This window comes from Kamptonema formosum PCC 10802, from assembly GCF_000332335.1.
Classification (GTDB): domain Bacteria; phylum Cyanobacteriota; class Cyanobacteriia; order Cyanobacteriales; family Oscillatoriaceae; genus Oscillatoria.
Window position 1 is genome coordinate 6,058,549 of record NZ_KB235948.1, and the last position, 23,451, is coordinate 6,081,999.

The 23,451-nt window shown below is 55.3% G+C and carries 25 protein-coding genes and 2 pseudogenes; 9 read left to right on the forward strand and 18 right to left on the reverse strand.

Annotated features, from left to right (window positions below; translation table 11 throughout):
• Positions 1–114: 114 nt before the first annotated feature.
• On the forward strand, positions 115–597 hold the full coding sequence (locus OSC10802_RS41935; RefSeq protein WP_198525200.1) for a hypothetical protein: 483 nt from the start codon (positions 115–117) through the stop codon (positions 595–597).
• Positions 598–674: 77 nt separating this feature from the next.
• On the opposite strand, the gene OSC10802_RS54880 is transcribed toward OSC10802_RS41935, so the two are convergent.
• From OSC10802_RS54880 to holA, 4 genes and pseudogenes are all read right to left on the reverse strand, one after another.
• A complete protein-coding gene (locus OSC10802_RS54880; protein ID WP_017719828.1) occupies positions 675–971 on the reverse strand; it encodes an Rpn family recombination-promoting nuclease/putative transposase in 297 nt (98 codons plus the stop codon).
• Positions 964–1,483: pseudogene (locus OSC10802_RS54885) on the reverse strand (Rpn family recombination-promoting nuclease/putative transposase). Before OSC10802_RS54885 ends, OSC10802_RS54880 begins: the two are co-directional and overlap by 8 nt.
• Positions 1,484–1,867: 384 nt before the next feature.
• Entirely contained in the window at positions 1,868–2,368 is a 501-nt protein-coding gene (locus OSC10802_RS0126660; protein ID WP_232731760.1) for a DUF4168 domain-containing protein, read from the reverse strand.
• 386 nt (positions 2,369–2,754) lie between these two features.
• Positions 2,755–3,735 (reverse strand): DNA polymerase III subunit delta, encoded by a 981-nt coding sequence (holA, locus tag OSC10802_RS0126665; RefSeq protein WP_017719833.1) that lies wholly within the window; start codon positions 3,733–3,735, stop codon positions 2,755–2,757.
• Positions 3,736–3,874: 139 nt separating this feature from the next.
• On the opposite strand from holA, the gene OSC10802_RS0126670 reads away from it, so the two are divergent.
• The 3 genes from OSC10802_RS0126670 (at position 3,875) to cbiE (ending at position 7,229) form a co-directional block, all read left to right on the forward strand.
• A complete protein-coding gene (locus OSC10802_RS0126670) occupies positions 3,875–4,663 on the forward strand; it encodes a DUF1868 domain-containing protein (RefSeq protein WP_026098843.1) in 789 nt (262 codons plus the stop codon).
• Positions 4,664–5,065: 402 nt separating this feature from the next.
• Positions 5,066–5,701 (forward strand): cobalt-precorrin-8X methylmutase, encoded by a 636-nt coding sequence (locus tag OSC10802_RS0126675; RefSeq protein ID WP_017719835.1) that lies wholly within the window; start codon positions 5,066–5,068, stop codon positions 5,699–5,701.
• A gap of 244 nt (positions 5,702–5,945) precedes the next feature.
• Positions 5,946–7,229 carry a precorrin-6y C5,15-methyltransferase (decarboxylating) subunit CbiE gene (gene cbiE, locus OSC10802_RS0126680; RefSeq protein ID WP_017719836.1) on the forward strand — a complete coding sequence of 428 codons (1,284 nt, stop codon included), beginning with the start codon at positions 5,946–5,948 and terminating at the stop codon, positions 7,227–7,229.
• Between the two features lie 322 nt (positions 7,230–7,551).
• Here cbiE and OSC10802_RS0126685 read toward each other — a convergent pair whose 3' ends face one another.
• From OSC10802_RS0126685 to OSC10802_RS51190, 4 genes are all read right to left on the reverse strand, one after another.
• Positions 7,552–8,412, reverse strand: a complete 861-nt coding sequence (locus OSC10802_RS0126685; protein ID WP_017719837.1) for a CPBP family intramembrane glutamic endopeptidase — start codon at positions 8,410–8,412, stop codon at positions 7,552–7,554.
• A gap of 123 nt (positions 8,413–8,535) precedes the next feature.
• Positions 8,536–8,997, reverse strand: a complete 462-nt coding sequence (locus OSC10802_RS0126695) for an AbrB/MazE/SpoVT family DNA-binding domain-containing protein (protein WP_017719838.1) — start codon at positions 8,995–8,997, stop codon at positions 8,536–8,538.
• Positions 8,998–9,690: 693 nt separating this feature from the next.
• Positions 9,691–10,749 (reverse strand): UDP-3-O-(3-hydroxymyristoyl)glucosamine N-acyltransferase, encoded by a 1,059-nt coding sequence (lpxD, locus tag OSC10802_RS0126710; RefSeq protein WP_017719841.1) that lies wholly within the window; start codon positions 10,747–10,749, stop codon positions 9,691–9,693.
• Positions 10,746–10,883 carry a hypothetical protein gene (locus OSC10802_RS51190; RefSeq protein ID WP_017719842.1) on the reverse strand — a complete coding sequence of 46 codons (138 nt, stop codon included), beginning with the start codon at positions 10,881–10,883 and terminating at the stop codon, positions 10,746–10,748. The genes lpxD and OSC10802_RS51190 overlap by 4 nt, the downstream gene beginning before the upstream one ends.
• A 29-nt stretch (positions 10,884–10,912) precedes the next feature.
• On the opposite strand from OSC10802_RS51190, the gene OSC10802_RS51195 reads away from it, so the two are divergent.
• Positions 10,913–11,125, forward strand: coding sequence for a hypothetical protein (locus OSC10802_RS51195; RefSeq protein WP_155968425.1), 213 nt, complete (start codon positions 10,913–10,915; stop codon positions 11,123–11,125).
• Here the strand turns inward: OSC10802_RS51195 and OSC10802_RS0126720 are convergent.
• Positions 11,118–11,435 (reverse strand): YkvA family protein, encoded by a 318-nt coding sequence (locus tag OSC10802_RS0126720; protein ID WP_017719843.1) that lies wholly within the window; start codon positions 11,433–11,435, stop codon positions 11,118–11,120. The two genes, OSC10802_RS51195 and OSC10802_RS0126720, sit on opposite strands and share 8 nt — an antisense overlap.
• Before the next feature lie 364 nt (positions 11,436–11,799).
• On the opposite strand from OSC10802_RS0126720, the gene OSC10802_RS51200 reads away from it, so the two are divergent.
• The gene (locus OSC10802_RS51200; RefSeq protein ID WP_017719844.1) at positions 11,800–12,087 is read left to right on the forward strand and encodes a hypothetical protein; all 288 of its coding nucleotides are present in this window, start codon (positions 11,800–11,802) and stop codon (positions 12,085–12,087) included.
• 286 nt (positions 12,088–12,373) lie between these two features.
• On the opposite strand, the gene OSC10802_RS0126735 is transcribed toward OSC10802_RS51200, so the two are convergent.
• Positions 12,374–13,063: a hypothetical protein gene (locus OSC10802_RS0126735; protein ID WP_017719846.1), complete on the reverse strand. Its 690-nt coding sequence runs from the start codon at positions 13,061–13,063 to the stop codon at positions 12,374–12,376.
• A gap of 117 nt (positions 13,064–13,180) precedes the next feature.
• Positions 13,181–14,560, reverse strand: a complete 1,380-nt coding sequence (gene rlmD, locus OSC10802_RS0126740; protein ID WP_017719847.1) for a 23S rRNA (uracil(1939)-C(5))-methyltransferase RlmD — start codon at positions 14,558–14,560, stop codon at positions 13,181–13,183.
• A 216-nt stretch (positions 14,561–14,776) separates the two neighbouring features.
• Here rlmD and apcD point away from each other — a divergent pair, with 216 nt between their 5' ends.
• Positions 14,777–15,262 (forward strand): allophycocyanin subunit alpha-B, encoded by a 486-nt coding sequence (gene apcD, locus OSC10802_RS0126745; RefSeq protein WP_017719848.1) that lies wholly within the window; start codon positions 14,777–14,779, stop codon positions 15,260–15,262.
• Between the two features lie 145 nt (positions 15,263–15,407).
• On the opposite strand, the gene OSC10802_RS0126755 is transcribed toward apcD, so the two are convergent.
• Positions 15,408–16,001 carry a tetratricopeptide repeat protein gene (locus tag OSC10802_RS0126755; protein ID WP_017719850.1) on the reverse strand — a complete coding sequence of 198 codons (594 nt, stop codon included), beginning with the start codon at positions 15,999–16,001 and terminating at the stop codon, positions 15,408–15,410.
• Between the two features lie 281 nt (positions 16,002–16,282).
• On the opposite strand from OSC10802_RS0126755, the gene OSC10802_RS51205 reads away from it, so the two are divergent.
• The gene (locus OSC10802_RS51205; RefSeq protein ID WP_155968429.1) at positions 16,283–16,477 is read left to right on the forward strand and encodes a hypothetical protein; all 195 of its coding nucleotides are present in this window, start codon (positions 16,283–16,285) and stop codon (positions 16,475–16,477) included.
• Between the two features lie 25 nt (positions 16,478–16,502).
• Here OSC10802_RS51205 and OSC10802_RS41945 read toward each other — a convergent pair whose 3' ends face one another.
• Entirely contained in the window at positions 16,503–17,051 is a 549-nt protein-coding gene (locus OSC10802_RS41945; RefSeq protein WP_052334330.1) for an FHA domain-containing protein, read from the reverse strand.
• A 147-nt stretch (positions 17,052–17,198) separates the two neighbouring features.
• On the opposite strand from OSC10802_RS41945, the gene OSC10802_RS0126765 reads away from it, so the two are divergent.
• Positions 17,199–17,534 carry a hypothetical protein gene (locus OSC10802_RS0126765; RefSeq protein WP_155968431.1) on the forward strand — a complete coding sequence of 112 codons (336 nt, stop codon included), beginning with the start codon at positions 17,199–17,201 and terminating at the stop codon, positions 17,532–17,534.
• A gap of 73 nt (positions 17,535–17,607) precedes the next feature.
• Here OSC10802_RS0126765 and OSC10802_RS54895 read toward each other — a convergent pair whose 3' ends face one another.
• The 5 genes and pseudogenes from OSC10802_RS54895 to OSC10802_RS41960 form a co-directional block, all read right to left on the reverse strand.
• On the reverse strand, positions 17,608–17,781 hold the full coding sequence (locus tag OSC10802_RS54895) for a hypothetical protein (protein ID WP_155968433.1): 174 nt from the start codon (positions 17,779–17,781) through the stop codon (positions 17,608–17,610).
• Between the two features lie 541 nt (positions 17,782–18,322).
• Complete coding sequence (locus OSC10802_RS44850) at positions 18,323–19,021, reverse strand: Sll1247 family protein (protein WP_017719854.1); 699 nt, start codon at positions 19,019–19,021, stop codon at positions 18,323–18,325.
• 1 nt (position 19,022) lies between these two features.
• Positions 19,023–19,457, reverse strand: a complete 435-nt coding sequence (locus OSC10802_RS57225) for a hypothetical protein (protein WP_512699234.1) — start codon at positions 19,455–19,457, stop codon at positions 19,023–19,025.
• A gap of 16 nt (positions 19,458–19,473) precedes the next feature.
• Positions 19,474–21,264 (reverse strand): annotated as a pseudogene (locus tag OSC10802_RS41955) (AAA-like domain-containing protein); the annotation flags it as partial.
• A gap of 346 nt (positions 21,265–21,610) precedes the next feature.
• A partial coding sequence (locus OSC10802_RS41960) for a WD40 repeat domain-containing protein (RefSeq protein ID WP_017719857.1) occupies positions 21,611–23,451 on the reverse strand: 1,841 nt, incomplete at its 5' end.

Below are 23,451 nucleotides of genomic sequence, written 5' to 3' on the forward strand. Positions count from 1 at the left end.
GAGTGCAGAAGTGTTGAATTTGCACCGGCATCCCCATTGCCCCACCGGCACCCCTGCACCACCCCAGAACCGTCACTCCATGCTAAAATAGAGGCACGCATGCAGGGAGTGGATATGCAACTTGAAACTGTCACCCTGAAAATCCCAGAAATCCTCTACCAGCGCTCAGTCAACACTGCCGGCGCGACTCAGCGCCCCCTCGAAGAAATCATCTCCCACGCCTTACAAATAGGCAGCCCACCGGCTTATGATGATGTGCCGGCAGAATTTCAGGTGGATATTGCCGGTTTGGACAAACTAGATGACACTCCCCTCTGGCAAATTGCCAAAAGCAAAAACACATCCGCCGACATGGAGCGATATAATATCTTGCTTGACAGCAACTCTAGCCGCAAACTCACTGATGCAGAACGATTAGAGTTAATGCAACTGCGACATGAAGCAGACCTCTTTATATTGCGCAAAGCCCAAGCTGTCGCCTTACTCCGCTGCCGGAGACATTTAGGTGATGTGCGAACGCCAAATATCGCGTCTCTACAAAGATTTGGCTCAACTGCGCCTGAGATTTGCCGGCGATCAACTTTCCCCAAAAATTAGTGAAAACTCCCCCAGACAAATGGAAAAGCGCTCGCCCCTAACTCCTCTACAGAAATAAAAGAGCGAGCGCCCTAAATCTAACCTTCCCCTTCAGGAGTCTTCCCAGCTTTCTGCCCCGAAGCAGCCTGCCGAACCATCTCAATATCCAACCCCAAGGCACCGGCAATCTGTTCCACACTTAAACCCAGCGCCAGCAATCCGGGCACAGATTCCAGCTTACCTTCTGCCTTGCCTTCTGCCTTGCCTTCCAGCTTGCCTTCTTCCTTAGCTTCTTGATAGACTCGCGTCTGCTTTAAATCACTCAACCCAAACATAGCTTCTATCTCCTGGCGACTTAAGTTGGTAAACTTGTAAACCAATATCGTCTCAATCAATTCCAGAACTTTCCGCTGAGAGCGCTTCCTCAGTCAGAGTCTGCTGCGCTTGCTGGATTAAACCCCTCGCCCGCTCACCGGCAGTTTCCGAGGACTCAACTATCAATTGTATCATCCCCGCACCCACCGAGCGGTCTGCCGTTTCCCCTAACTCATCCAGGCACACCCGCCTGACTCGCCGGCGGGCAAACAACTCCTGATACTGCACCGGCACCCCCGGATCTATCCCCCGTCGGGCAAAAATCGCCACCGCACGCCAATCTCGCGCCGATGGCTTCCGATAGAGGTAAAGAAAGCTTTCGCCAAAAAAGCGCGCGTAAAAATCCTCTTTTGGCTGAAACTGCACCTCAACAAAGTAAATCGGTTTGTCGGGAGCGTCTTCAGCCGGCGAAAAACTTGCCATCAATCCGGAAAGCCGTCTCCTTAATTTCCTCGGCAGTAAACTTGTAGCCCTCAGCCGCTGCTGCGCTCTCCCCCAGCAGTTCAAAGAAAGCGCGCTTGGAGAGTCTCAAACAAAACGTAGAATATAGAATCTGTTCTCACGGCACTCTTAAGATGTGGCGTTTCAACATCCAGCCTTATTATACATTAATTTTTCTCAACTCCCCTCATGTGCCGGTGTTCATTTGAGAGAGCCGTTCTAAAAATATAAAAGGGGGTGCCCCTTGACATCGCGGCTGTGCTGTGCAAATTAAACCTCGGGCGGCAGATTAGATTCGGGGTTGCCGAGCTGGCAAATAGAGCCATCGCCTCACCCTCTCAACCCAACCGGGCAGATGCTAAAGGTGGTGGGTTTTTGTGTGGGGTGCTACAATAAATAATATCCTCTCCCCCTCGCCCCATCCCCCTCCTTATCTGTCGAGGACTACCCCCATGCTTTCGACTCTGCCACTTCCTTATCGAGAGCTGCCATTTTTTTGCTGGCGGAGCAGCTCATCTTGAATCCGCTTTTGCAAAGCCGAATCACTTTGCTGGAGCGCCGTAATTTCGTTAAATCGGGCTATATTTAGACCGTTATTCTCTACAATAGCCTTAGACTGGTTACAAAAAATAACCGCAATGTTCCGGACAGAGCCGGGAAGCTTGTTGATACTTGTGGAATCGCTGCAAACAATAGGGGGAATAGAAGCAGAGCCGCTTTTGCTCTGAATCTCCTGGTAAGCCGCCTGACGCTTTGGCTCAATCGCCAGCACAGCGCGAGCGTAGTTCACAACCTCCGCATCAGTTATCGTTTGAGCGCGGGCGATATCGCCGGTGACAAACACCGGCAGCCGTCCAGACAAACCGGGAACCAGTCCGGAAAGCAAGCCCACTGCAGAGAGAGCACCGACAATCAGGGATTGTGACAGTACCCCCTTCAGGTCAATTCGACAGCCGTAACGAAAACGATTCATCATTGTGCCACAATAAACTAAATACTAAAGGGTTCAAGACTTCTGAACTTTTTTCCCAGACATAAGTTCCAGCCTTTCAATTCCTTTGAGCCAGGAACGTTTGGACCGGCACTAGGGAGGGCCCGCACCCCGAATGCGCGTACCGCCAGAGCTCCCAAGGCTCTGCCACAGTTAGCAAAACCCACCCAAAACACTAAAAAGCAGGGCAGAAAACGCTCTCTCTCCAGACTACCGCCTTTTGCTACAGAATCCAACCGCAAATTTGAGTGTGAGCGCTTTTCTCAAACCCCTCACACAGAAAGCGTTTTCAGAGTTTTTCCCAATCTAAAATATTCTTTTTTTCATGTCGGGCGGGCCGCATGCTGGAGAAGGCGGCTCCTGTTAAATCTTTATGACATAATGTGGCAGAGCTCTATCACCATGATTTGCAGGGCTGATAGGTCCTGGGCACCCCGCTTCAGGCTGACTTCCAACTCCAGCAGCACCGGCAGCGCTTTCTGCAGCCGGTCCAAACTCACCGAACTCACCTCTTTGCGCAGGTGGTAAATCCGCTTGGGGTTGCCAACTTCCGCAGCTTGTGCTATAATCTGCTCATCGCGCTCTCCCGCAACAGCCATCAGCTTCACCCACAGCCAAGTGCGAAACTGCCCAGTCAGCACCGCCACAATCCGCAGCGCCGGCTCGTTGCGATTCAGCAAATCTGCCACCAGCTCCAGCGCCGCAGCCGTATTCCCCTCTCGGATCGCCGCCGCCAGCTGAAAGCTGTTTTGCGCAGTCGCCGTCACCAGCCGCCCCACCGCCGCCTCATCCAACGGCGTCTTCCCCTCACCGGCATACAGCCGCAACTTGTCGAGCTCAGCAAAAAGTTGCCGCGTGTCATTCCCCACCGATTCCGCCAGCAGCTCCACCGCCCCAGGAGTCAGCCTCACCCCCCTCTCACCGGCAGCCTCTCTCACCCTAGCAGCAAGCTCATCCGTTTTCCAAGCCGGAATCAGAGAAAATTCCCTCACAGTCGCCCACTTTTGCAGCAGCTTCACCGACTTCAGACGCCCATCAGGCTTTCCGCTCGCCGTCAGCAGCAGCGTCGCCCGCTCCGGGACAGCCGGCAGAGTCCGCTCCAGCTCAGCCAGCAGCTCAGCAGAGCAGTGCTGGCACAGCGTCGTGTCCGCCAGCCAAACCAGACGCCCCCCGGCACCAAACGGCGGCGTCATCGCCTGATTGAGGGCAAAGATCGCCCCATCCGCTTGTTCAGGGGGAATTTTGTCAAAATTAAAACTGGCCCAACTCTTGTCCAGCACTTTCTCCCGCAGCTCAGTCACAGCTTTGGCCATCGCAAAGTCATCTTCCCCCCAGTAGAGGTAAATTGGCATAAGTTAAATATTAGGTAAACCAATACACAGATTAGAGAGGCTAGGATTTTGGAATTTTCTCCAATCTAAAATCTACAGTCTAAAATCTAAAATGGTTGGTGCCCACAGCCCCCACACCAGAAATGCGAGGCGAGCGAGATTGGACGATACATATCAAGTCTATTTAAATCGAGTGGCGCGGACAGTCCTGCCGGCAACCTATCAGTCCGGAGTCCAGCACATCCAGGAGTCTCCCAAATACAAGCCAGATCCTGCCGGTGGGAGACGCCCAATGCCCTTTCCTGGCTTTACGGTCATTACCCCCCCGTGGGAGGAAGACGCCCAAAACACTTCCTTCTACAAAAAATTGCAGGAGTGCCAGCAGCAGCTTCTAGAGCAGCTTCCTGCCGGCATGTTCGTGCCGGTGCCCCCAGAAAGCTTTCATTTCACCTTGGCGGACTTAATTTGGGACGGTTCCTACCGGCACGCCACCAGCGAAAATCCCGAATTTAACCAGCAGCTGATCGAGCAAATCGCCACCAGCTTCAGCCACTGCAGCCCACCCCCTGAAGCCAGCTCCCCAGTGCGCTGGCAGTTGCTGGGACTGATGCTCAGAACCCGCGCCGCCGGCGTCTGTCTCATTCCCAAAGACGAACACTCCTACGAGCAAATCGTGCAATTGCGCCGAGCCATCTATCAAAATCCCGACCTCATCGGTTTGGGCATCGAGCAGCAGTACCATTTCAGCGGGCACATCACCCTCGGCTATTTTGGCGACATCCCCCCCAACTCAGACCGCAGCGAACTGGCCACCACCTTCTTCGACTTGACTCAGAAATGGATCGACTTTGAACCCCAAGAACTCTGGGTTCAGCGCGCCGAACTGCGCAAATTTGACGACATGACCCGCTACTGCCGCGAACCAGACTGGCCGGCTGTGCAATTCTGATCGGAGCGCGTATTGGGCATGGGGCATGGGGCATGGAGCATGGAGCATGGAGCATGGAGCATGGGGCATGGGGCATGGGGCATGGGGCATTGGCATGGGCTCACCCAGCTGCCAAATCTATTTTGTCTCCCAAGGGAAGATATTTCTTACTTCCGGAAGAAAGCATATATACAAAACCGGTCTAAACTCGGATATTTGTAAAAACCATTCTTTCGGATATCCCTAAATTTGAGGGAGTGGCGTCCCTAACCCACCGGGGATGGGGTATGGTGTGTCGGGCATGGGGCATGGGGCATGGGGCATTGGGTCAATTATCCCTGACCGGCTCAAGCCCAATCCCTAACACCTCACCCCTCAGCCCTAACCCCTCACTCCTCACCCCTAACCCCTGACCCCTGACCCATGCCCAACCATCCCATCACGGAGCAGAGCTTTGCCATCATCGACCGAGAAATCGGCAGCCACAATTTTACCCCGGCTGAGTACGCCATTGTCCGGCGGGTCATCCACAGCACAGCTGATTTTGACTTCAAACAGCTGATTCGCTTCAGTCCAGGAGCCATTGAAACAGCTGTGGCAGCTCTGCGCCGGCGTGTGCCGATTGTCACAGATGTCTCAATGGTCAAACAGGGCGCAGCCACTTTAGTCCGCCAGACCTTTGCCAACCCCCTGATCTCTGCGGTCGAACAGGTGCCGGTCGCCCCCCCCGGCAAAACCCGCAGCGAAACCGGCATGCTCCAATGCCTGCAACAGTGGCCAGACGCCATTTTTGCCGTCGGCAACGCCCCCACCGCCCTGCTGGCTCTGTGCTCCGAGCTTTCCGCACCCGCCGGACCGGCATCTGGGACGGCCAAAATCCCCCCCCTGATCGTTGGCGCACCCGTCGGTTTCGTCTCCGTCCTTGAGTCCAAAGCCGCCCTGGCACAGCTTCCAGTCCCCCAAATTCGCGTAGAAGGGCGCAAAGGCGGCTCGCCGGTCGCTGCTGCCATCCTTAATGCTTTAATAGTCTTGGCGTGGGAGGGCAGTGATAAAGATTAAAAATTATCCCTCTTTTGTCATTTTGGGGCAATTTGACGAATTTGCGCTATTTCAGGCAACGACAGATCCGGCTTTCACCCTTGTTTGACAAAAGAGGGTTATAGCAGCAGTCATATTGGTTAGGACGTCAGTGACCTGGGGAAAAAGACGTAGGGCAGGCGTCTCGCCGGGCCTCTCTATCTAATGTCCTAACCTAAGTGCATACTGCTATAAAACTTAAAAACTAAAAATTAACACTTATTGAATGACCGCACACGTTGTTGGAATTGGCTTAGATGGGGCACAGGGGCTGCCTGTGCCGGTGCTGGAGCTGGTGGGGAGCGCCACCCTGCTGGTGGGGAGCGATCGCCATCTCGGCTATTTCCCAGATCATCCAGCCCAGCGCCAGGTTTTAGGAGATTTGACAGAAGCTATCGCCGCCATTCGCAATGCCCTCGCCGCCGGCGGCAGCACTGTGATTTTAGTCTCCGGCGACCCCCTATTTTTTGGCTTTGGACGCCTGCTGCTCGCCGCACTGCCCCCAGAGCAGCTGACGTTTCACCCCCACCTGAGTTCTGTGCAGCTGGCGTTCAACCGGCTCAAGGTTCCCTGGCACGACGCCCGCACCATCAGCGCTCACGGGCGCTCTGCCGGCGAGTTGCTCGACGCCCTGCGCTCTGGTGCAGACAAACTTGCCGCACTCACCGATAGCAATCACACGCCGGCTGCTATCGCCCGCCTGCTGCTGTCCCTGGATTTGCCCTACACCTATGACCTCTGGGTTTGTGAGAATCTCGGCGGCGCGGACGAGCGGGTTCAGTCTTGGCCGGCACTCGACGCCGAGGATCTCCCCACACTCGAACAGCAGACCTTTCAACCTCTCAATGTCGTCGTTCTCCTGCGACGGATCGAGGAATTATATCATAAAAAGATAGATTTGTCAAGGCTGCCCCTCCTGGGATTGCCCGACCGGACATTTCTCAGTTTTAGCGACCGGCCCGGACTGATGACCAAGCGGGAAATCCGGACGCTGCTCCTGGGAGAGCTGGGGCTGGCACCGGGCCTAACTATTTGGGATGTGGGAGCCGGCACGGGTTCGGTTTCCATTGAAATTGCCCGCCTGTGCCCCAGTTCTAGGGTTTATGCCATTGAGAAAACAGCTGCCGGCACTATGTTGATAGAGAAGAACTGCCAGCGCCTGCAAGTCACTAACGTCATCTCTATTTATGGCACTGCGCCAGAGATTTTATATCGCTTGCCGCCACCCGACCGGATTGTGATTGGCGGCACCGGCGGGCAGTTGCGCCAAATTTTGGGCGTTTGCGGCGGCTTGCTCAGCCCCGGCGGGACAATCGTACTGGCATTAGCGACCGTCGAAAACCTCAACGACGCCCTCATCTGGGCCGGCGAGCGGGCGCGGCGGGAGGGCGGCTGGACCTACCGGCTCCTGCAAGTGCAGCTGTCCCGTTCCGTGCCGGTCGGTTCCCTCACCCGCTTTTCCCCCCTCAATCCCGTCACCCTGCTCACCGTGACAAAGGAATCAAAATAAACTGTAAAATTTTCCCTCTCTTTCCTTTGCGCTCTCTGCTTCTTGGCGGTTTATCCAACAAATAATTTTCATAACTCAACTCCACCCCCCCACAGCCTCTTGTCCAAATCGGCATCACCGGCAGCCCCCGCAAGGGCCACGGGCCGGTGAGAAGCAAATTTTCTAATATCCGGAAGAAAGCATACCTACAAAACAGGTCTAAATTCGGACTTTTTTGAAAATCATTTAACCGTAAACGGGGAAATAGTTTTCCGGGCAAGAACAGCGAGCGGGGGGGTTGCGTTGGGGAGTCTCGAAAAGCCGGTGGCCCCTCATACCCAGCTCAGGCAGGGAGCGAAAGAAACCGCAAACCCCACAGCAAAGCGCCGGTGGCGAGCAACAGCAGAGTGCCGGCAGCACCGGCAAGGGGTTTGCCCCCCACACCGGTCAGCCATTCTGGGGCGGTGCCGGTATAGGCAATCGCACCGGCAGTATCAAGGCTAGCGATGCCCCAAATCCAGCCGGCGTGAAGCCCTATGGCTAAACCCAGGCTGCCGCCATCGATGGCGCGCGCCAGCACCAGCACCATCCCCATCAGCCAGAGACCGGGCAGTTGGGGCAGGGTGTCTCGCACATCCCAAATCAAGTGGAGGAGGGCAAAAATTAAGCTGGAAATGGCCGCCGCCAGCAGGACCGGGCAATCCTGCCCGAGCTCGGAAAGCAGGAAGCCGCGAAAGACCAACTCTTCGGTGCCGGCAACCGGCAGCGCTATCAGCGCGGTTAACAGCAAGACAGACGCCAGCGGAGTGTTGGGAGTTGCCTGCAGCCGGTTTATCCAGCCCAGACGCAAAAACAGGCCAAACATAACGGCCAAGCTGAGAATCGCCAAGCCGGTGCCCCCCGCCAGGGAAAGGAACAGATCCGGGTGCCAAGCTAAGCCGTAATGGGAGAGGGGCAGGTTTTGGGTGCGGGCGAAACCCCATACCAGCAACGGGGAGATCGGGTAAAGGGAAGCCAGGAAAGCCAGCTTTTGACCCGCCGGCAGGGGCTTGAGGGGCTGCCACTTGAGAGCGAGAGCGAGGGGAATGGCAACCGGCAGCCACAAAGCCGCCCAGGTGAGGAAAAAAGCAATCGCCTTAACAAAAGCGGGTGCCTGCGCCAGCCATTCGAGACTGGTAGCGGGCTGGAAGTATGCCATCAGCATCACAGAGGATTGAGTGAGATTGCGCGGGTGCCGGTGCGGCGGGAAGCTGTGGGGTTAGGGGTGCGGGTGAGCAATGCCAGCAGGAAACAGGCGCTCATAAACCTCACCCCGCCTAACAGGTGGCTAATCCTCCATCCGCTCATCCTCGTCCATCAGATCCTCTTCCTCCTCGAATTCCTCAGCCTCGTCTAGCCCACCTTTACGGGTGAGGTTTTTGGTGCTTCCCAAGTAGATCAGGTGGATGTGCTTGTAGCCCAGCTTAATTTCAAATTCATCGCCAGGCTTTAATCCCATCGCTTCCGTGTAGGTTGAACCGATGACAATTTGACCGTTCTTGTGGACAGTCACCCGATAGGTCGCTTCTCGACCCCGACCGTCTTTGGACGATTCTGGGCTGAGGGGAATCCCCCTCGCCGCCAGCAAGGCGTCATAGAAATCTGTGAGATTGACGCGGACTTGACTATTTTTTGCGACCGTGTAGTACCCGCAGCGCTTTGCGGTTTCTCTCCGGGGCAAGCTGGAGAGCTCTTTTACCTTTTGAAGCAGCGCTTTCCCCGTAAGTGGGGCGGTGGCAGTTTCAGGCATCTTGCAAAATTCCCTTAGTTCTTTAGGCTATTAGATAGAATATCACGCCTGTCTTCGCCGTTCTTAAGAAGATATCCTTAAATTTTTGTGGCGTTATAAGAAGTTTTCCCAATCGCGCAGCGCGCCAAAAGCCTAGGGTGAAGTGGCGCTTCTTCCCCCTCTAATAACCTCTGCTTATATCCCGGCCTGCCAGCCAAACAGACCTCCCAGGTGGGGTGCCTTTTATCTGCCGGTCTGGGGCTGTGCCGGCTCTCCCGGAATTCTGGCGATATCGCGGCTCTCCGCTGCAGCGAGGACGCCCCAGAAACCCAGTTGCTTGAAGAAACCGGGTTTCTGGGCACCTCACTAATATCAAAAGCGCTATAAGCAAAAGTTATCATTTGTCGGCAAAGGTTGCTGGATAAGGCATTTCCTGCGCCCCACTCCCGCTCCAACTGTGGTAAAAAAGGAGGTTGGGCGCACTGCGCACCGCAATTTTTGCACGGGGCGAATCGCCACAGGCGGCACAGATGAATTCCCGGATCTGCCAGCAGCTGTGGCGCTGGGCTTGTAAAATTTTCTCACTCGCCGCCGACTTGGGCGCGCCCCAGTCTCGCCCAAGTCAAAAAGCCACCATCCGCAGCTAAAACCGGCAGGTGAGTGTTAAGTTCCCTGTAGCGGTTGCGGTTGAGCCTGATATGGCTGTGTGCTGCCTCAGGAATCGGGGGGCTCGTTTTTGAACCGGCGCTGGAGTTGTTTGAGAGACTGATAGATTTCACCGAGGCGACTGTAGGCGGCGGAGACTTTCAAAAATTGTTTGTGCGGCAGGGCGGGGGTGCCAGAGACAATTTCTCCGGGCGGCACATCGCTGTGAATGCCGGCTTTCGCTGAGGCGATAGCGCCATCTCCAATTTTGGCCTGGTTGGCAATCCCCACCTGGCCGGCGAGAATTACATTATTGCCAATTTTCACCCCACCGGCAAGCCCCACCTGACCGGCAAATGCGCAGTTACTGCCAATTTGGCAGCCGTGACCGATATGCACCAAATTGTCAAGTTTTGTGTTGCGCCCAATCCGGGTTTCCCCAACAGCGGGCCGGTCAATCGTGCTGTTGCTGCCCACTTCGACGCCATCTTCGAGCACCGCGCACCCTGATTGCTCCATTTTCAACCACCCCGCCTTGGTGGGCACAAAGCCAAACCCCTCCGCACCAATCACTGCGCCGCTGTGAATCACGCAACCGGCACCGGTGCGGGTGCGTTCGTGAATGGTGCAGTTGGCGTGCAAAACGGTGCCCTCGCCAATTTCGGCATCGGGGTAAATTGTCACATTCGGGTGAATGCAGGCACTGTCGCCAATCCTCACCCCAGCACCGATCGCCGCATGCGGGCCGATATAGACATTTTTGCCAATCTGTGCTGTCGGGTGAATCACCGCTGTGGGGTGGATTTCCGGTGCCGGTCGGAACGGCTGGTAAAACAGGGCGATAGCGCGGGCAAACAGCAATCGCGGCTCCGAAGCGGCAATCCAGGCCATCGAGCGCCCGGTTGCTTGCGCCTGCAATTGCTCATTGTTGGGCAGAATCAGAGCGCTGGCACCCGTCACAGCCAGATAAGCCGCAAATTTCCCACCTTCTATATAGCTGAGAGTGCCTGCCGGAGCCTCATCCACCGGCGAGCAGCCAGTAATTTCTGGATCTGCCGCGATGTTAAATGTGAGGCTAGTGCCACAGGCTGCACTTTCCAGTTTTTGTACCACTTCGCTAAACTTCATTGCCCCGTCGCCCCTTGCCCCTGCCCCAGCGCCACAATACTTCCGACCCACCATTGCACTGCCTGCCGGCATTGCGGTTTTGACCGCACAATATTGCCGGTGTCCAGTTGATTGGGATTTTCTTTTATTTCCACTCTCAGGACAATATCTCAAAGGCGGCGATATGTCAAGGCTTTTTTTTAAAATTTTCTGGATTCTCCCAGTTGGGTGCGCTGCCCCCCACACCAGTGGGGTGGGGAAGACAAGCCGGCGCAGCGCAGCCGGTAGCCCCACCGGCATCCAGCAAAGAAACCCGTCTTCTCCTGGGAAAACGGGTTTCTCGTTGAACCGGCTTGGGCGTCTTGCCGGCTTTGAAGTCTGTTGGGCGGCTATTTAACAGAAGATGCTTTGACCTCAACGGTCTGGTCAGCTGGATTGTAGCCATCACTCACGGCACCGGCAGCCACCTCAGAACTGTTACCCTGGCGCGCTTTGAAGTATTCGATGCCCATCTGGGAGAGTTCCGCCACCAGCAGCGTCACAATGGCAATATCGTCAATTTGCCCGACTGCCGGCAGGAAGTCTGGGGCAATGTCAAAGGGGCTGAGCAAATAGGCCAGCGTACCGAGAATAACCCACCAGCGATACTTGGGATTGCGCAGGGTGTTGCGATACCAGTTGTAAACCGATTGGATTGAGAAGCTCATCAGGTAACCCTCCACTTACATCTCAATACTGGCAAACCAGCCGCCAGAATGCCGGTGGAGAAAACCCCCCTAAATTTATCCAGAGAGTTCTACTCGGTAATTGGGGATGGGGGATGGGGCATTGAGCATGGGGCATTGAGCATGGGGCATTGAGCATGGGGCATGGGGCATTGGGAATGGGGCATTGGGAATGGGGCATTGGAAATGGGGCATTGGGCATGGCCCATTGGGTATGGGGCGTGGGGCATAGGGCATGGGGCAGATTTTCAGCAGTGCCCAGTGCCCCACTCCCGCCGCAATGCCCAATTATGGCTGAAGTCGCATGCCTACAATGAAGGTAGAGCGACACGGGGAACAAACAGGCATGTTATTTATTTTTGCGCTCGCGTCCAATATTCTGGCGCTGCTGGCAGCGCTGATTGTTGTTTTGCTCCTCGCATTTCTTGCAAATTGCGGGGCAAGCCGTCGCGACCGGGCAGTGATGGCAGCGGTTTCGGCGGTCAGCTTAGCCATTCCTGTAGCGGGGCTGTGGCTGTGTTTCAATCCAGATGCTCTGGCCATCGCTTTGGGTGCCGGACTGCTCTCCCTGCCCTGTTATGCGGCTGGAGCGCAATATGCAATTAAGGTGATAGAAGTTGCAGTCCGGCCCTAATCTCGACCGCCGGTCAAAACGCTTCGCCATGCCGGGGGACAGATAGATGACAGCGCGGCTGCTGGCTGTCTCCCGCCAGCAAAAAACAATAAAACTGCAATATAAAATGCCGCACTATCTCGCAGTAACCGGCAAGATGCAGGGCCCAATATCCCCAAGTGCATAAGAAAACCGGTTTCTTTAAGAAACCGGGTTTCTCAGTACCTGACTAATATGACCAACGCTCTATATTTTTGCCGGTTCATAATCCCACCTGTTGGTGGCGCTGTTGAGGCATTGATCGCTTTTATTGCGTTATTTTCGGGGGCTTCTTTTGCTCCAGCAACCCCGTTACTTTCGGCCACAATCTCTCGATAATTTGTGTCATATTCTGCCAAAGCAATCTAGCTTTCTCCCACAAAAATGCGCTTGCCTCACCGGCCATTTGTTTGGCCTTCTGCGCGTGAGCGGCTCTGTTGGGATAGCGCTTGTCTATCTCAGCTCCCGTGCGCTGGGCAAATTTCTTAACTGCGGGAATCTCACCAATGGCACTGAAAATAGGCGAAACTAAATCAAAGATATTTTTGAAAAATGTGTTATACTCTTTGGCGACTTGCTTGCCATAATACACCAATTCCTTGCCCTCCTGCGCCTCCGGAAAAAGGTCAGGATAGCGCTCAGCTAAATCGGCTAGGGTGCCAGTCGCCCACTCCTTAACTTTGACATTCTTGCTTTCCGCAAGGTTTTGACAGAGCGGCTTGGCTTTCAGGATTTCGCCATTGCGGATGTAGGCGAGCGCTAAATTAATCTGCGCCTTGTAGAGTGTGGGTTGGTGCAGTTCTAAGTCGCAGACATATTCCAGATAGCCGATTGCCGATGCCCAGTCGCCCCTCTTCAGCGCTGCTAGCCCAGCTTCAAGCTCTACATTTATCTGAGAGCTCTCGCTATCGGAACTATTGCCTTTTTGGCTAGAATGCCGGCTGTTTTGGCGTGCCATGAATCGCTGTTTCTCCTCGCTCTGTTGAGCTTATAATGGTATTTATAAGGAACCGCAAAGACGCGCCTGAGCGCCAAGAAGAGTGAAACAGTGAGATGCGCTCCGGCGAATTCTTGTTCAGCGCATGAGGAAGGCGGCGCACTCGACGTGGGAGGTTTGGGGGAAGAAATCTGCCGGCTGAACGAGGGTGAGCCGGTAGGTGCCGTCTTGACAGAGAATTTTTAAGTCGCGGGCGAGGGTTGCCGGTTTGCAGCTAATGCAGACGATGCGACTGGGTTGGATTTGCAGCAGGGTTTGCAAGACGGCTTTTTCGCAACCTTTGCGCGGCGGATCGATGAGGGCAATATCCGGCGTGACGCCTAAGTGCGGCAGCAATTTCTCCACCTCCCCTGCATGAAATGTGACGTTTGTCAAGTTATTGAGCTGCGCGTTGAGTTTGGCTTGCTCAACCGCTGCCGGCTGCACTTCTAGGCCGGTGGCTTGCCGCACCCGTTTGGCCAGGGGCAGGGTAAAGGTGCCAATGCCGCAGTAGGCATCGAGCAATTCTTCGCTGCCTTGCAAGTTGAGCTGTTCTATAATTACCCCCAGCAGGGCTTCGGCTGCCTCTGTATTTACTTGGAAAAATGTGTCCGCCCGCAGCTGGAACTGCAAACCGGCAAACTCCTCGCGCAGGTAGGGGCGACCGGCAAGGCAGCGGGTTTGTTCCCCAAAAATAGCATTCCCTTTGGCTGGGTTGATGTTGAGGCAGACACCGGCAAGCTGGGGGTAGCGCTTCAGCCACTCCCCGGCGGCAGCTTCGATTCCGGGCAGTTTTCCGGTCCTGACTGCTAAGGTTAGCAGGATCTCGCCGGTGCGGCGACCGATGCGCAGGGAGAGGTGGCGCACTTCTCCCCCGTGCCGGTGTTCGTCATAGATTTTCCAGCCAAGCTGCTGGATGTCTTGCTTGACTTCTGCCAGCAGGGGATTCAACCGGCTGTCCTGTACGGGACACTGGTTGAGGTTCACCAGCTGGTGGCTGCCTTTTTGGTAGTAGCCGGCTCGCACAGCGCCTGCCGGTGAGGCACCCAGGGGATAGGTAGCTTTGTTGCGATAGCCGAAGGGCGAGCCGGTGGACAGCACCGGCAGCACCGGCGGTGACTCGAATCCCCCAATCCGCTGCAGCGCTTGGATAACCTGATTGCGCTTAGCTTCCAGCTGGTAGGGGTAGCCCACATGCTGCCACTGACACCCGCCGCACTTGTCCGCCACAATGCAGCTGGGGCGGATGCGGTGAGGGGAGGGTTCTAGCAGCTGCTGCGCTTTGCCTTGGGCGTACTGCGGTTTGACTTGTACCAGTCGGGCAATCAGCCGGTCGCCCGGAACCGTATCCGGCACAAACACGGCACGCCCCTCAAACCGGCCCACACCCAGGCCGGTGTCACTTAAATCTGTGATGGCCACCTCAACCAGCTGGCCCTGCTGCCAGCGATTTTCCACGATCTGCTGTCCTTTTTCCATTGTCCATTGCCAATTGATAGTCCGGAGGAGTGATGGCCAGGAGCGAGGAGCCGGGATTGGGGGATTGGGGGATTGGGGGATTCATAATTCTTAATGTTCAAATCCCCAAATCCCGGCCCCCATTTTCCCAGGCTCATTCCCCACCACCTCCCTTTCTTTGTGTCGCTCAGAATCGTTAAACTACTTAATGTTCTTTAAAAGAGCGTGACGGTAACCATGAGCGTAGTTAGCCAAGTAATTCTCAAAGCAGACGACGAGCTGCGATATCCCAGCAGCGGTGAGCTAAAGGGCGTGGCAGATTTCTTTAAGACCGGCGAGCAGCGGGTGCGCATTGCCGGCACCCTGGCTGAAAATGAGAAAAAAATTGTGGAAGAAGCGAGCAAAAGGCTGTGGCAGAAACGCCCTGACTTTATTCAGCCGGGCGGCAATGCCTATGGCCAGCGGCAGCGGGCGCAATGCTTGCGGGACTACGGCTGGTACTTGCGTCTGGCAACCTATGGCGTGCTTGCCGGTGACAAAGAACCCATTGAAACTATTGGTCTGATTGGGGCGCGGGAGATGTACAACTCTCTGGGCGTCCCTTTGCCCGGCATGGCGGAAGCCATCCGCTGTTTGAAGGAGGCTTCCCTGGCACTGCTCAGCGATGATGACGCCGCTGAGGCTGCCCCTTACTTTGACTATATGGCTCAGGCCATGTCGTAGGCCCTGCAGCATTGATTGTACTGCATAACGTTCAGCAGTGCCGGCTGCAGCTCTGCTGAGAAACCCGGTTTCTGAAAAAAACCGGGTTATTGATGCCTGCACCCTGCTGCCGCTCAATCCCCCAATCCCCAAATCCCGGCATCCCTCACTCCCTGAACATCTGCTTGAGCTGTTCGGGGGTGAAGGGATTCTCGCCCCGGCGCAGGGCGTTAATCCAGGCAAGCCGCTGCAATTTTCGGAATTCATCCTTTGTGGCGCTGACAAATGCCTGAAAATCTGCTATTGCGCCGTCCCGATTGCCGGTGAGCGCTCTGGCCACACCCCGGCTGTCGCGAAAATCTTCAACGTCAGGGGCTTTGGCCACAGCCAAGTCACAGGCGTGCAGGACTTCTGCGGCATAGCCCCACAGGCTTCCGAACCAGCAGAGGGTGTTCCATGAGCCGGCAGGAATGTCCACCAGGGAGCTCAGGGTCTGGGCTTCGGCGAAAGCGGCGAGGGCTCCCTTGATTTGGCCGCGCTCAGCCAGCTTTTCTCCCTCTTCTACCAGTTGGGGCACCGGCATGCGCCGCGCGGTGAGCTGCGTGCCTGGGGTTGGCGGCAGGGCACCGGCGCAGGAAAGGCCACTCAGGGCTGTGCCGGCACAGGCGAGGGCAGCTGCTGTCAGGAGTGGGAGGAAGGCCGGTGTAAAGGGCGTGGTGCGAGTTGTTTGTTTTGCTTGCAGTTGCGTTTTGCCCCTCATCCTGAGATTAAATTATTATAGCGGTTTTCCCCGAGAGTAGCGCACACCCCCTGTTGGGGAATGTATTTTATGTATATAAAAAATGCGGACATCCTTTGGGTGATGCCTAGTATAAGCAGATCCGGTCAATTGCCCACCATTAATTTTTCCATCCCACCAGATATTTCTCCTTCCTCCTTGGCGTCCTACCCTGCGGGTAGGCCGCAAGGCCGTGCGCTCTTAGCGCTAGCCGCTTGCGCGTCTATGGCGTCTTGTCGGTTCATGATTGAAACCCCACATCAATGAGCCAGCAGTGTTATCCCAGTCGGGTGCGGATAGAAATTATAGCCGGTTTTGGCACACCGGCAATTCTTGGGGTTCATGGCCCAGTCTTGGCTTGTGGGAGAGAGGATAGCGCACGAGAGCGGCTTTTGCTTTTCTTGGATGGAACTCGTGTGAGTCGCGAAACGCCTCACACGAGAGATACCCGAGTTTAATTCCGGAAATCATGACAGGTGATATTTATTCCTCTGATTTCTTTTCATTCCTGAGTTTTTCCGCCTTTTCTTGCAACCTGTGGAAGTAATCGGAAGAGATCACTTCGGCGACTTCGCGCTCTTTTTTTTGGCGGTCTATGCTGATATCCGGCAGGGTTCTCGGCGCTTCTACCGTTGTGCACTCCGTTCCAGGCAAGGGTTCGGCGCAGATCCGGCATTCCAGCTGGGGTCCGGAGAAGGCGAGACGAACCACCGCCCCATCCGCAACGCGCTCTTTTGTCACCGGCTTGTTGTCTACAAATGTGCCGTTTGTCCCCAGGCTGGACACCTCCCAGTAGGAGCCGGTAAATTGCAATTCTGCATGGTGGCGCGAGACGACAGGGCTTTCCAGCACTAGCTCGTTATCGGGAGCCCGACCTATGCGAATCAGCGATATATTTTTAAATGCCCAACTCTTGATGGGGGTTCCTTGAGTTGGGTGAAGCAGGGTTAAGGTAATCTCGTCGGAAATGTTTGCCGGTGTGGGATTTTCTGCCATAGCAGTAACCGTCTCCTCTATTTTTAAGTTGACCATATCAACTCGGAATCTCAAATTATTAAGACTAACTCATCCTTCTATTTCTAGTGTGCGATGGCACGGAGCGACTTGATGCTGGGAAGGGTTTTTAGCCGGCATAGTTATGATAATCTTATCCTGGAAAGTAGACTTGAAGGGGCCAAATTGGCAAGACTTTACTTGGCGCGCATTAAAGGTGTCGCCTGCCTGGCGCTAGAAGTTCCAACTCGCGTCGCTCCGTCCCACTCCAGTGAGAAGCCATCAGATTTACAAGTGGCCTCAGTAGTAACCCGGACACCCACCATTTCATTTTTACCAGACTTTGACTGGCTGCGACCAGAGTTTGTTGCCAAAGTTGACGCCACAGGTTCCCGGGAATGGGGCACCGGCACCGGCACCGGCATCCCTGTGCCAACAACTCACCCCTCCTGGGCCCGCCCCGCCCCATCCCCACTCCCTAATCCGGATGATTATAAATTATTTTTAGCCGAGGGCGGATGACTCTCAGCGCTTTAGAATAGCCTCCTTTTCCGACTTGAGATGAGAAAAAGCAATCAAACGTAAGTTAAGAAAATTATCGGGGTTCCGCCCTTGCTGCTGAGTGCCGGTAAGATCCCAGGGGTGGCGGTTGGTGGGACAGAGGGGTTATTTTTCGGGGAGCCGGCGAGCCAATCGCCGCCGATAGCGAGCGAGCTCCTTGAGAAGCGGGCGATCGAGATCGGGCACAAGCTGGTATAGCAGTATGCACTTAGATTAGGACATGGGCATGCATGGCATCACGCATGCATCTGTGAGTCTTCCCCATGCGCCATGCCCCATGCGCCATGCCCCAGACGCCATGCCATTAGTGTCCTAACCAATATGACTGCTGCTATATAGCAGTAGCCAGTTAGGTTAGGACGTAGGACAGGCGTCTCGCCTGTGCCTATCCCTACTAGCAAGTGAGATGCCCTGTCCTTAACTGACTGTCCATTGCTATATAGCGATGTCTCCCCCACCGGCTAGCCGGCAAAAAGCCCTAATTTATGAGAATCCAGTTTAGGAGATAGGGGCTGTGAGGGGCGAGCCCAGTAGTGGGGGGGTGAGTCGAATGCGGGGTGCGCCAGCAATCGGGCGAGCCGTCACTAATAGCGTGCGGCAAAGTTGACACATCCGGCAACATGAGCGGCGGGGGGTGGGGGGAGGTTGGCGAGTTGGCCAAAACCCGGTAGAAATGGGCGCATTGCGCGTCTCTACAGGACAGAGAGTAATTTTATCAGGAAATATTATAGCATATACCGGCATATTTGTCAAGAAACATTCTGTTTAATGGAGGAGAGGTCCACAGAGCCGAAATTGACAACCAAAGCGACATTTAAGTTTTCCAGGGACTGGACAAACCAGAGAATCTCATCGATGGCTTGACGCTCGTAGTGACTGAACAAGATGGAAAACCGCTTTTCCAGATAAGGTCTGACGTGGCGGGAGAGGAGGACAATTTTGAGCAACAGGCCGGTGGTGCGGACGGGGCCCATATTAGAAATCAAATCGATAAACAGATAGTGATTGGGATTTTGCGGGCTGTCCACCACGAGGAAGTTGAACAGCTGGCTGCAAGTTCGCATAATTAAGAAGTCGGTCAATTTCTGGTAATCGCTTTGAGGGAAGGTATTTTTCAGCAGCTTGTACAAGCGCTCGTTAAAGGTGCGCTTCCCGTATTCTGGCTCGATGGCAGAAATCAGGTATTCGTACAAATCGGCTTTAAAAGAGCGGTAAGATTTGCTCTGGCTCGTGCGGCTGAGGAAGCCTTGAGCTAAGTCCCGGTAGGTGTGGGCTCCTTCGACTTTTCCCACAAACTGCTTGAGCGCCAAGTACAGCTCTCGGTCGCTCAATAGGGTGGGGTTTTGCACCGGATGTATAATTCGCGACACCGCCGAGCCAGCCGGTGAGGAATTTTTGGCCTGTTGAGATCGCCGCACTAGGTACGCCACATATTGCGACAGATTCATTTCAAATTCCCACTGTTTTTGAGTTTGCAGGTGCCGGATGGTTTGCTGGTGTTCGTAAGAGCTTTCCTGAGAGAGCAGGCTGGTACAAGTAGGGATACCTGACAATCAGACGGCTCAGTTCGGGATTTTCCTGTTTCACTGCGGGCGGTTCTGGCTCCACCACTCGCACTAAGCGCTGCAGGGTGAGATACTCCTCACTTTTGGTAAACAGGCACACCAGTTCTTGCAAGCGCGACACAGGCTTATAATAAGGAGCAACTTTCTCGGCTGTGGGGGGGAGTGTCTGGAATAAACCCAGCAAACCGGCAATCGCGGAGCGCTGCTGGGAGTGCATTTGCCAGCGGTTGATCAGGATGTGGCAGCAGCGGTTGAGCATGTGCTGAAATTCCTGAGGGCTGCAATTCGCGGCGACAATCCTGTTGATAGCTCCGGCGATTTCCGCTCAATTGCTCGACTTGGGCTGAGTGCCAGTTGAGTCCGTGCCGGTGCGCCAAGTCCAGCACTTGAGCGGGGGTGAATTCGGGCAATTCCACCGGCAGCCCTACGTTAAAGGGGGACTGGTTGATGTTCAGCGGCACGTAGACTTCTGTAGAGTGTACCACGATGAGGCGGAGTTTTTTCCAGATATCGCGATTTTTGGCTTCTTCATGCCAGGCGCGCAGCAGGCCAAAAAAATCGGCGGCTATTTCGGGATATTGGAAGACTCTATCGACTTCATCCAATCCTAGGGCGAGGGGACTGTCATTAGCCGGCAGCAAATATCGCTCAAAATAGGACTTGCAGGCGACTTTACTGCCAAAAATGGCTTTCCAGTTTTCAGCGAGCCGGTCTGGCATGTCCAGTTCTAGGGCGATATTAGCGCAGAACCACTGCAGGAATTTGTCCAGGTCTTTGAATATTTTGCTGTCGGCGAGCTGAAAGTTTAAAGGCACGGCGCGATAGCCTTGCGTGCCGGCGTAATGCAGGATTCTCGCCAGCAGGGATGTTTTGCCCATCTGTGTGGGCGCTTTTATCCGGATTAGGGAGCCTGGTTTCTTGATTTCCTCATAACAGCGCTCCTCAATTGGGTGCCGGCTCACATAAAAAGCTGAAGCCAACTCTACCTGACCTCCGGGCAATTCTGGCGCGGCGACAGGTAAAGGCAAGTCGGAAGGTAGAGTTTGATAAATTGACTGTTTAGCCTCAATTCGCCACTGTTCGTTTTGTTCTCCACCGTCGAGAATGCTGAGGACTTCTCGCACAATCACGGGGGTGTCGTCGGGAGAGCGCCACTGGCGCTGCTGGATGGAGTCGAGATAGCCGCGCAGGTTGTAACTGACCGGCGCATCCATCGCAAAATCCAAGCGAACAGGCAATATTACCGGCTTGCTCTCGGGGTGCGACTCGCGCAACTCTCTGACGCGCCGCACTTCTTCTGCCACCATTTCACTGGTTGCGGATTTAGCAGATAACAGCAGCAGGAAATAGTCGCAGCGCTCCAATTCTTCGTCAATGCGCTGGGGCCAACCCTCTCCGAGACGGATGCTGTGCCCCGCCATAAAAACGTGATGTCCGGCGGCGCTCAACTGTTCGTAAAACATCTGCGCCAGACTGAGGTCTGGGTCTTGGGCGCGGTAGGATATAAAAACTCTGGCGGTTTGACCGGCAACCGGCAGCCCGCATGCGGAATCCGCTTCCAGACCGGCTTTTTGTCCCTGGGAAATTGGGGGAATTCTGTACACCGGCACGGGATCTTTTATCCCTTTTAGCTCCCGCCGCCCTGCGTAAGTTGCTTGCAGGGGCAGGCAATTTTTCACCACGTCATAGACGGTTTGGGAGAGGCAAATGCCGCCCGGTTGCGCTTCGGCTTCCAGACGCTTGGCAACATTCACGCCATGTCCGATGACGTCTTTTTCGCTATCGCTGAAGAAGACTTCGCCGAGATGAATGCCGATGCGGTGGCGCAGCACGTCTTCTGGGGGGAGGTTTGCTGCCGCGTCCGCTAGGGCTTTTTGGATTTCCAGGGCGCAGCAGATCGCCTGGTAGGCGCTCTCAAAGCACATCAGGGACCCGTCGCCGGTGAATTTGAACAGCAAACCCTCAAACTGCTGGCACAGCGCTTTCAGCAGCTGAATGTCGCGCTGGACCAGACCCAGCGCGTGGACTTCGTTTTTTTCGGCTTTGGGAGTGAATTTCTCCACATCCGTGAACACGATAGCAGCGAGGGTTCGCTTGAAATCTCGGGGCAGTGCTTCGGTGTCCATAAGGCACCCTGTTGGAAATCCGGAGGTCAGCAAAAGTCTCCTGCATACCAGTCTACTAACTGGCGGATGGTGCCGGTGGAAATATCCGGATTTTTTTTAGGGGCGTGAGCATTGGGCATTGGGCATTGGGCATTGCTCGCAGTCTGATACGCTATGGCCCATGCGCCAGGGGCCATGCGCCATGCCATTAATGTCCGTTCCCAATATGACTGCTGCTATATCACACAAAGCTACTTTTGTCAATAGGCAGCAGCCGGTTTTCCTCGCTCAACCCAGACATCTCCGGGCAAACCCTCTGCTCTTTCCTCTTCCTTCTTGGCGTCCTTGGCGTCTTGGCGGTTAATTATTAATCTATCCTACTCTCATTTAAAAGACTCTCAAGTTCTTTATCAGTGAAAGGATTCTTCCCTGCTTTCAGGGCGTCAACCCAGCCCTGCACTCGCGATTTCTTCTCCGCAATTTTAGCAAATTCTTTGATATATATCTGAAAGTCTTCAATGGCTCCTTGAGTGTTGCCGGCGAGCGCCCTAGCCAGCCCCCGGTACCCCCGAACCCATCCATATTCAGGTGCGAGCGCCACGGCTTTCTCGCAGGCGTACATGACTTCAGCAGCGTGCCGGTGCAAACTGCCAAACCAGCAGATAGTAACCCAATATGTAGCATCAATTTCCAGAGCAGGGTCGAGCTTTTGCGCTTGTTCGTAAGCGGCTATAGCTTCTTTGACCTCACCCTTCCTGACGAGGTTTTTTCCCCTCTCAACGAGAGAGGGTGCCCAAAGCCGGCGGGCATGTTTTTCTGGGTCAAGCTTTAAGTTGGGATTCCACTTTAAAGCTTTGCGGAAAGTAGCGACAGCCCCCTCAACATTGCCGGCTTTGGCTTGCTCCTCACCTTGCTTGACTAAAGCTTGAGCCTCTGCCAGCCGGCGGGCTTCTTTTTCAGGGTCAAGCTTTAAGTTGGGATTCCACTTTAACGCTGTGCGGAAGGTAGCAGCTGCCTTCTCAACATTGCCGGCAATAGCTTGCTCCTCACCTTCCTTGACCAGAAAAGGCACAGCTGCCATCACGCTAGATTTATCTTGGCACACCGGCAGTTTTTCCAACTCGAAGGGATGGGAGATCAGGTAATCTTTCAGCCAGTCGCAGCCCCGCGCCAGCTGTCCGTCCAATCCCTCCACTCGCCACAGCTTGGCGGTGCCGTCATATGAGCCGGTGGCCAGCCGTTGGCCGTCCGGACTGAACGCCACGCTTGTGACTGTGCCCTGATGTCCTTTCAGGGAGGCGAGCGCTTTCCCCTGCAAGTCCCACAGCTGGGCGGTGCCGTCTATTGAGCCGGTGGCCAGCCGTTTGCCGTCCGGGCTGAACGCCACGCTATTGACCTCGCCCTGATGCCCTTTCAGGGAGGCGAGCTCTTTCCCTTGCAAGTCCCACAGCTTGGCCGTGCCGTCTATTGAGCCGGTGGCCAGCCGTTTGCCGTCCGGGCTGAACGCCACGCTATTGACCGGCTTCTGATGCCCTTTCAGGGACGCGAGCTGTTTCCCCTGCAAGTCCCACAGCTTGGCCGTGCCGTCATATGAGCCGGTGGCCAGCCGTTTGCCGTCCGGGCTGAACGCCACGCTATTGACCGGCACCTGATCCCCTTTCAGGGAGACGAGCGGTTTCCCCTGCAAGTCCCACAGCTTGGCCGTGCCGTCCATTGAGCCGATGGCCAGCAGTTTGCCGTCTGGGCTGAACGCCACGCTGCTGACCACGTTCTGATGCCCTTTCAGGGAGGCGAGCTCTTTCCCTTGCAAGTCCCACAGCTTGGCCGTGCCGTCTATTGAGCCGGTGGCCAGCCGTTGGCCGTCCGGGCTGAACGCCACGCTTGTGACCCGCTCCTGGTGCCCTTTCAGGGAGGCGAGCTCATTGCCCTGCAAGTCCCACAGCTTGGCGGTGCCGTCAGATGAGCCGGTGGCCAGCAGTTTGCCGTCCGGGCTGAACGCCACGCTATAGACCGGCACCTGATCCCCTTTCAGGGAGACGAGCGGTTTCCCCTGCAAGTCCCACAGCTTGGCCGTGCCGTCCATTGAGCCGATGGCCAGCAGTTTGCCGTCTGGGCTGAACGCCACGCTGCTGACCACGTTCTGATGCCCTTTCAGGGAGGCGAGCTCTTTCCCTTGCAAGTCCCACAGCTTGGCCGTGCCGTCTATTG

Bases quoted from the DNA above. Each gene is read 5' to 3' on its own strand.
- OSC10802_RS44850 (WP_017719854.1), bottom strand. From the start codon at position 19,021: ATGAATCTGTCGCAATATGTGGCGTACCTAGTGCGGCGATCTCAACAG.
- holA (WP_017719833.1), bottom strand. From the start codon at position 3,735: ATGCCAATTTACCTCTACTGGGGGGAAGATGACTTTGCGATGGCCAAA.
- OSC10802_RS41935 (WP_198525200.1), top strand. From the start codon at position 115: ATGCAACTTGAAACTGTCACCCTGAAAATCCCAGAAATCCTCTACCAG.
- OSC10802_RS0126695 (WP_017719838.1), bottom strand. From the start codon at position 8,997: ATGCCTGAAACTGCCACCGCCCCACTTACGGGGAAAGCGCTGCTTCAA.
- OSC10802_RS51195 (WP_155968425.1), top strand. From the start codon at position 10,913: ATGTCAAGGCTTTTTTTTAAAATTTTCTGGATTCTCCCAGTTGGGTGC.
- OSC10802_RS51200 (WP_017719844.1), top strand. From the start codon at position 11,800: ATGTTATTTATTTTTGCGCTCGCGTCCAATATTCTGGCGCTGCTGGCA.
- OSC10802_RS41945 (WP_052334330.1), bottom strand. From the start codon at position 17,051: ATGGTCAACTTAAAAATAGAGGAGACGGTTACTGCTATGGCAGAAAAT.
- OSC10802_RS0126755 (WP_017719850.1), bottom strand. From the start codon at position 16,001: ATGAGGGGCAAAACGCAACTGCAAGCAAAACAAACAACTCGCACCACG.
- OSC10802_RS51205 (WP_155968429.1), top strand. From the start codon at position 16,283: ATGAGCCAGCAGTGTTATCCCAGTCGGGTGCGGATAGAAATTATAGCC.
- lpxD (WP_017719841.1), bottom strand. From the start codon at position 10,749: ATGAAGTTTAGCGAAGTGGTACAAAAACTGGAAAGTGCAGCCTGTGGC.
- OSC10802_RS0126660 (WP_232731760.1), bottom strand. From the start codon at position 2,368: ATGATGAATCGTTTTCGTTACGGCTGTCGAATTGACCTGAAGGGGGTA.
- OSC10802_RS0126675 (WP_017719835.1), top strand. From the start codon at position 5,066: ATGCCCAACCATCCCATCACGGAGCAGAGCTTTGCCATCATCGACCGA.
- cbiE (WP_017719836.1), top strand. From the start codon at position 5,946: ATGACCGCACACGTTGTTGGAATTGGCTTAGATGGGGCACAGGGGCTG.
- OSC10802_RS0126685 (WP_017719837.1), bottom strand. From the start codon at position 8,412: ATGCTGATGGCATACTTCCAGCCCGCTACCAGTCTCGAATGGCTGGCG.
- OSC10802_RS0126735 (WP_017719846.1), bottom strand. From the start codon at position 13,063: ATGGCACGCCAAAACAGCCGGCATTCTAGCCAAAAAGGCAATAGTTCC.
- OSC10802_RS0126720 (WP_017719843.1), bottom strand. From the start codon at position 11,435: ATGAGCTTCTCAATCCAATCGGTTTACAACTGGTATCGCAACACCCTG.
- rlmD (WP_017719847.1), bottom strand. From the start codon at position 14,560: ATGGAAAAAGGACAGCAGATCGTGGAAAATCGCTGGCAGCAGGGCCAG.
- apcD (WP_017719848.1), top strand. From the start codon at position 14,777: ATGAGCGTAGTTAGCCAAGTAATTCTCAAAGCAGACGACGAGCTGCGA.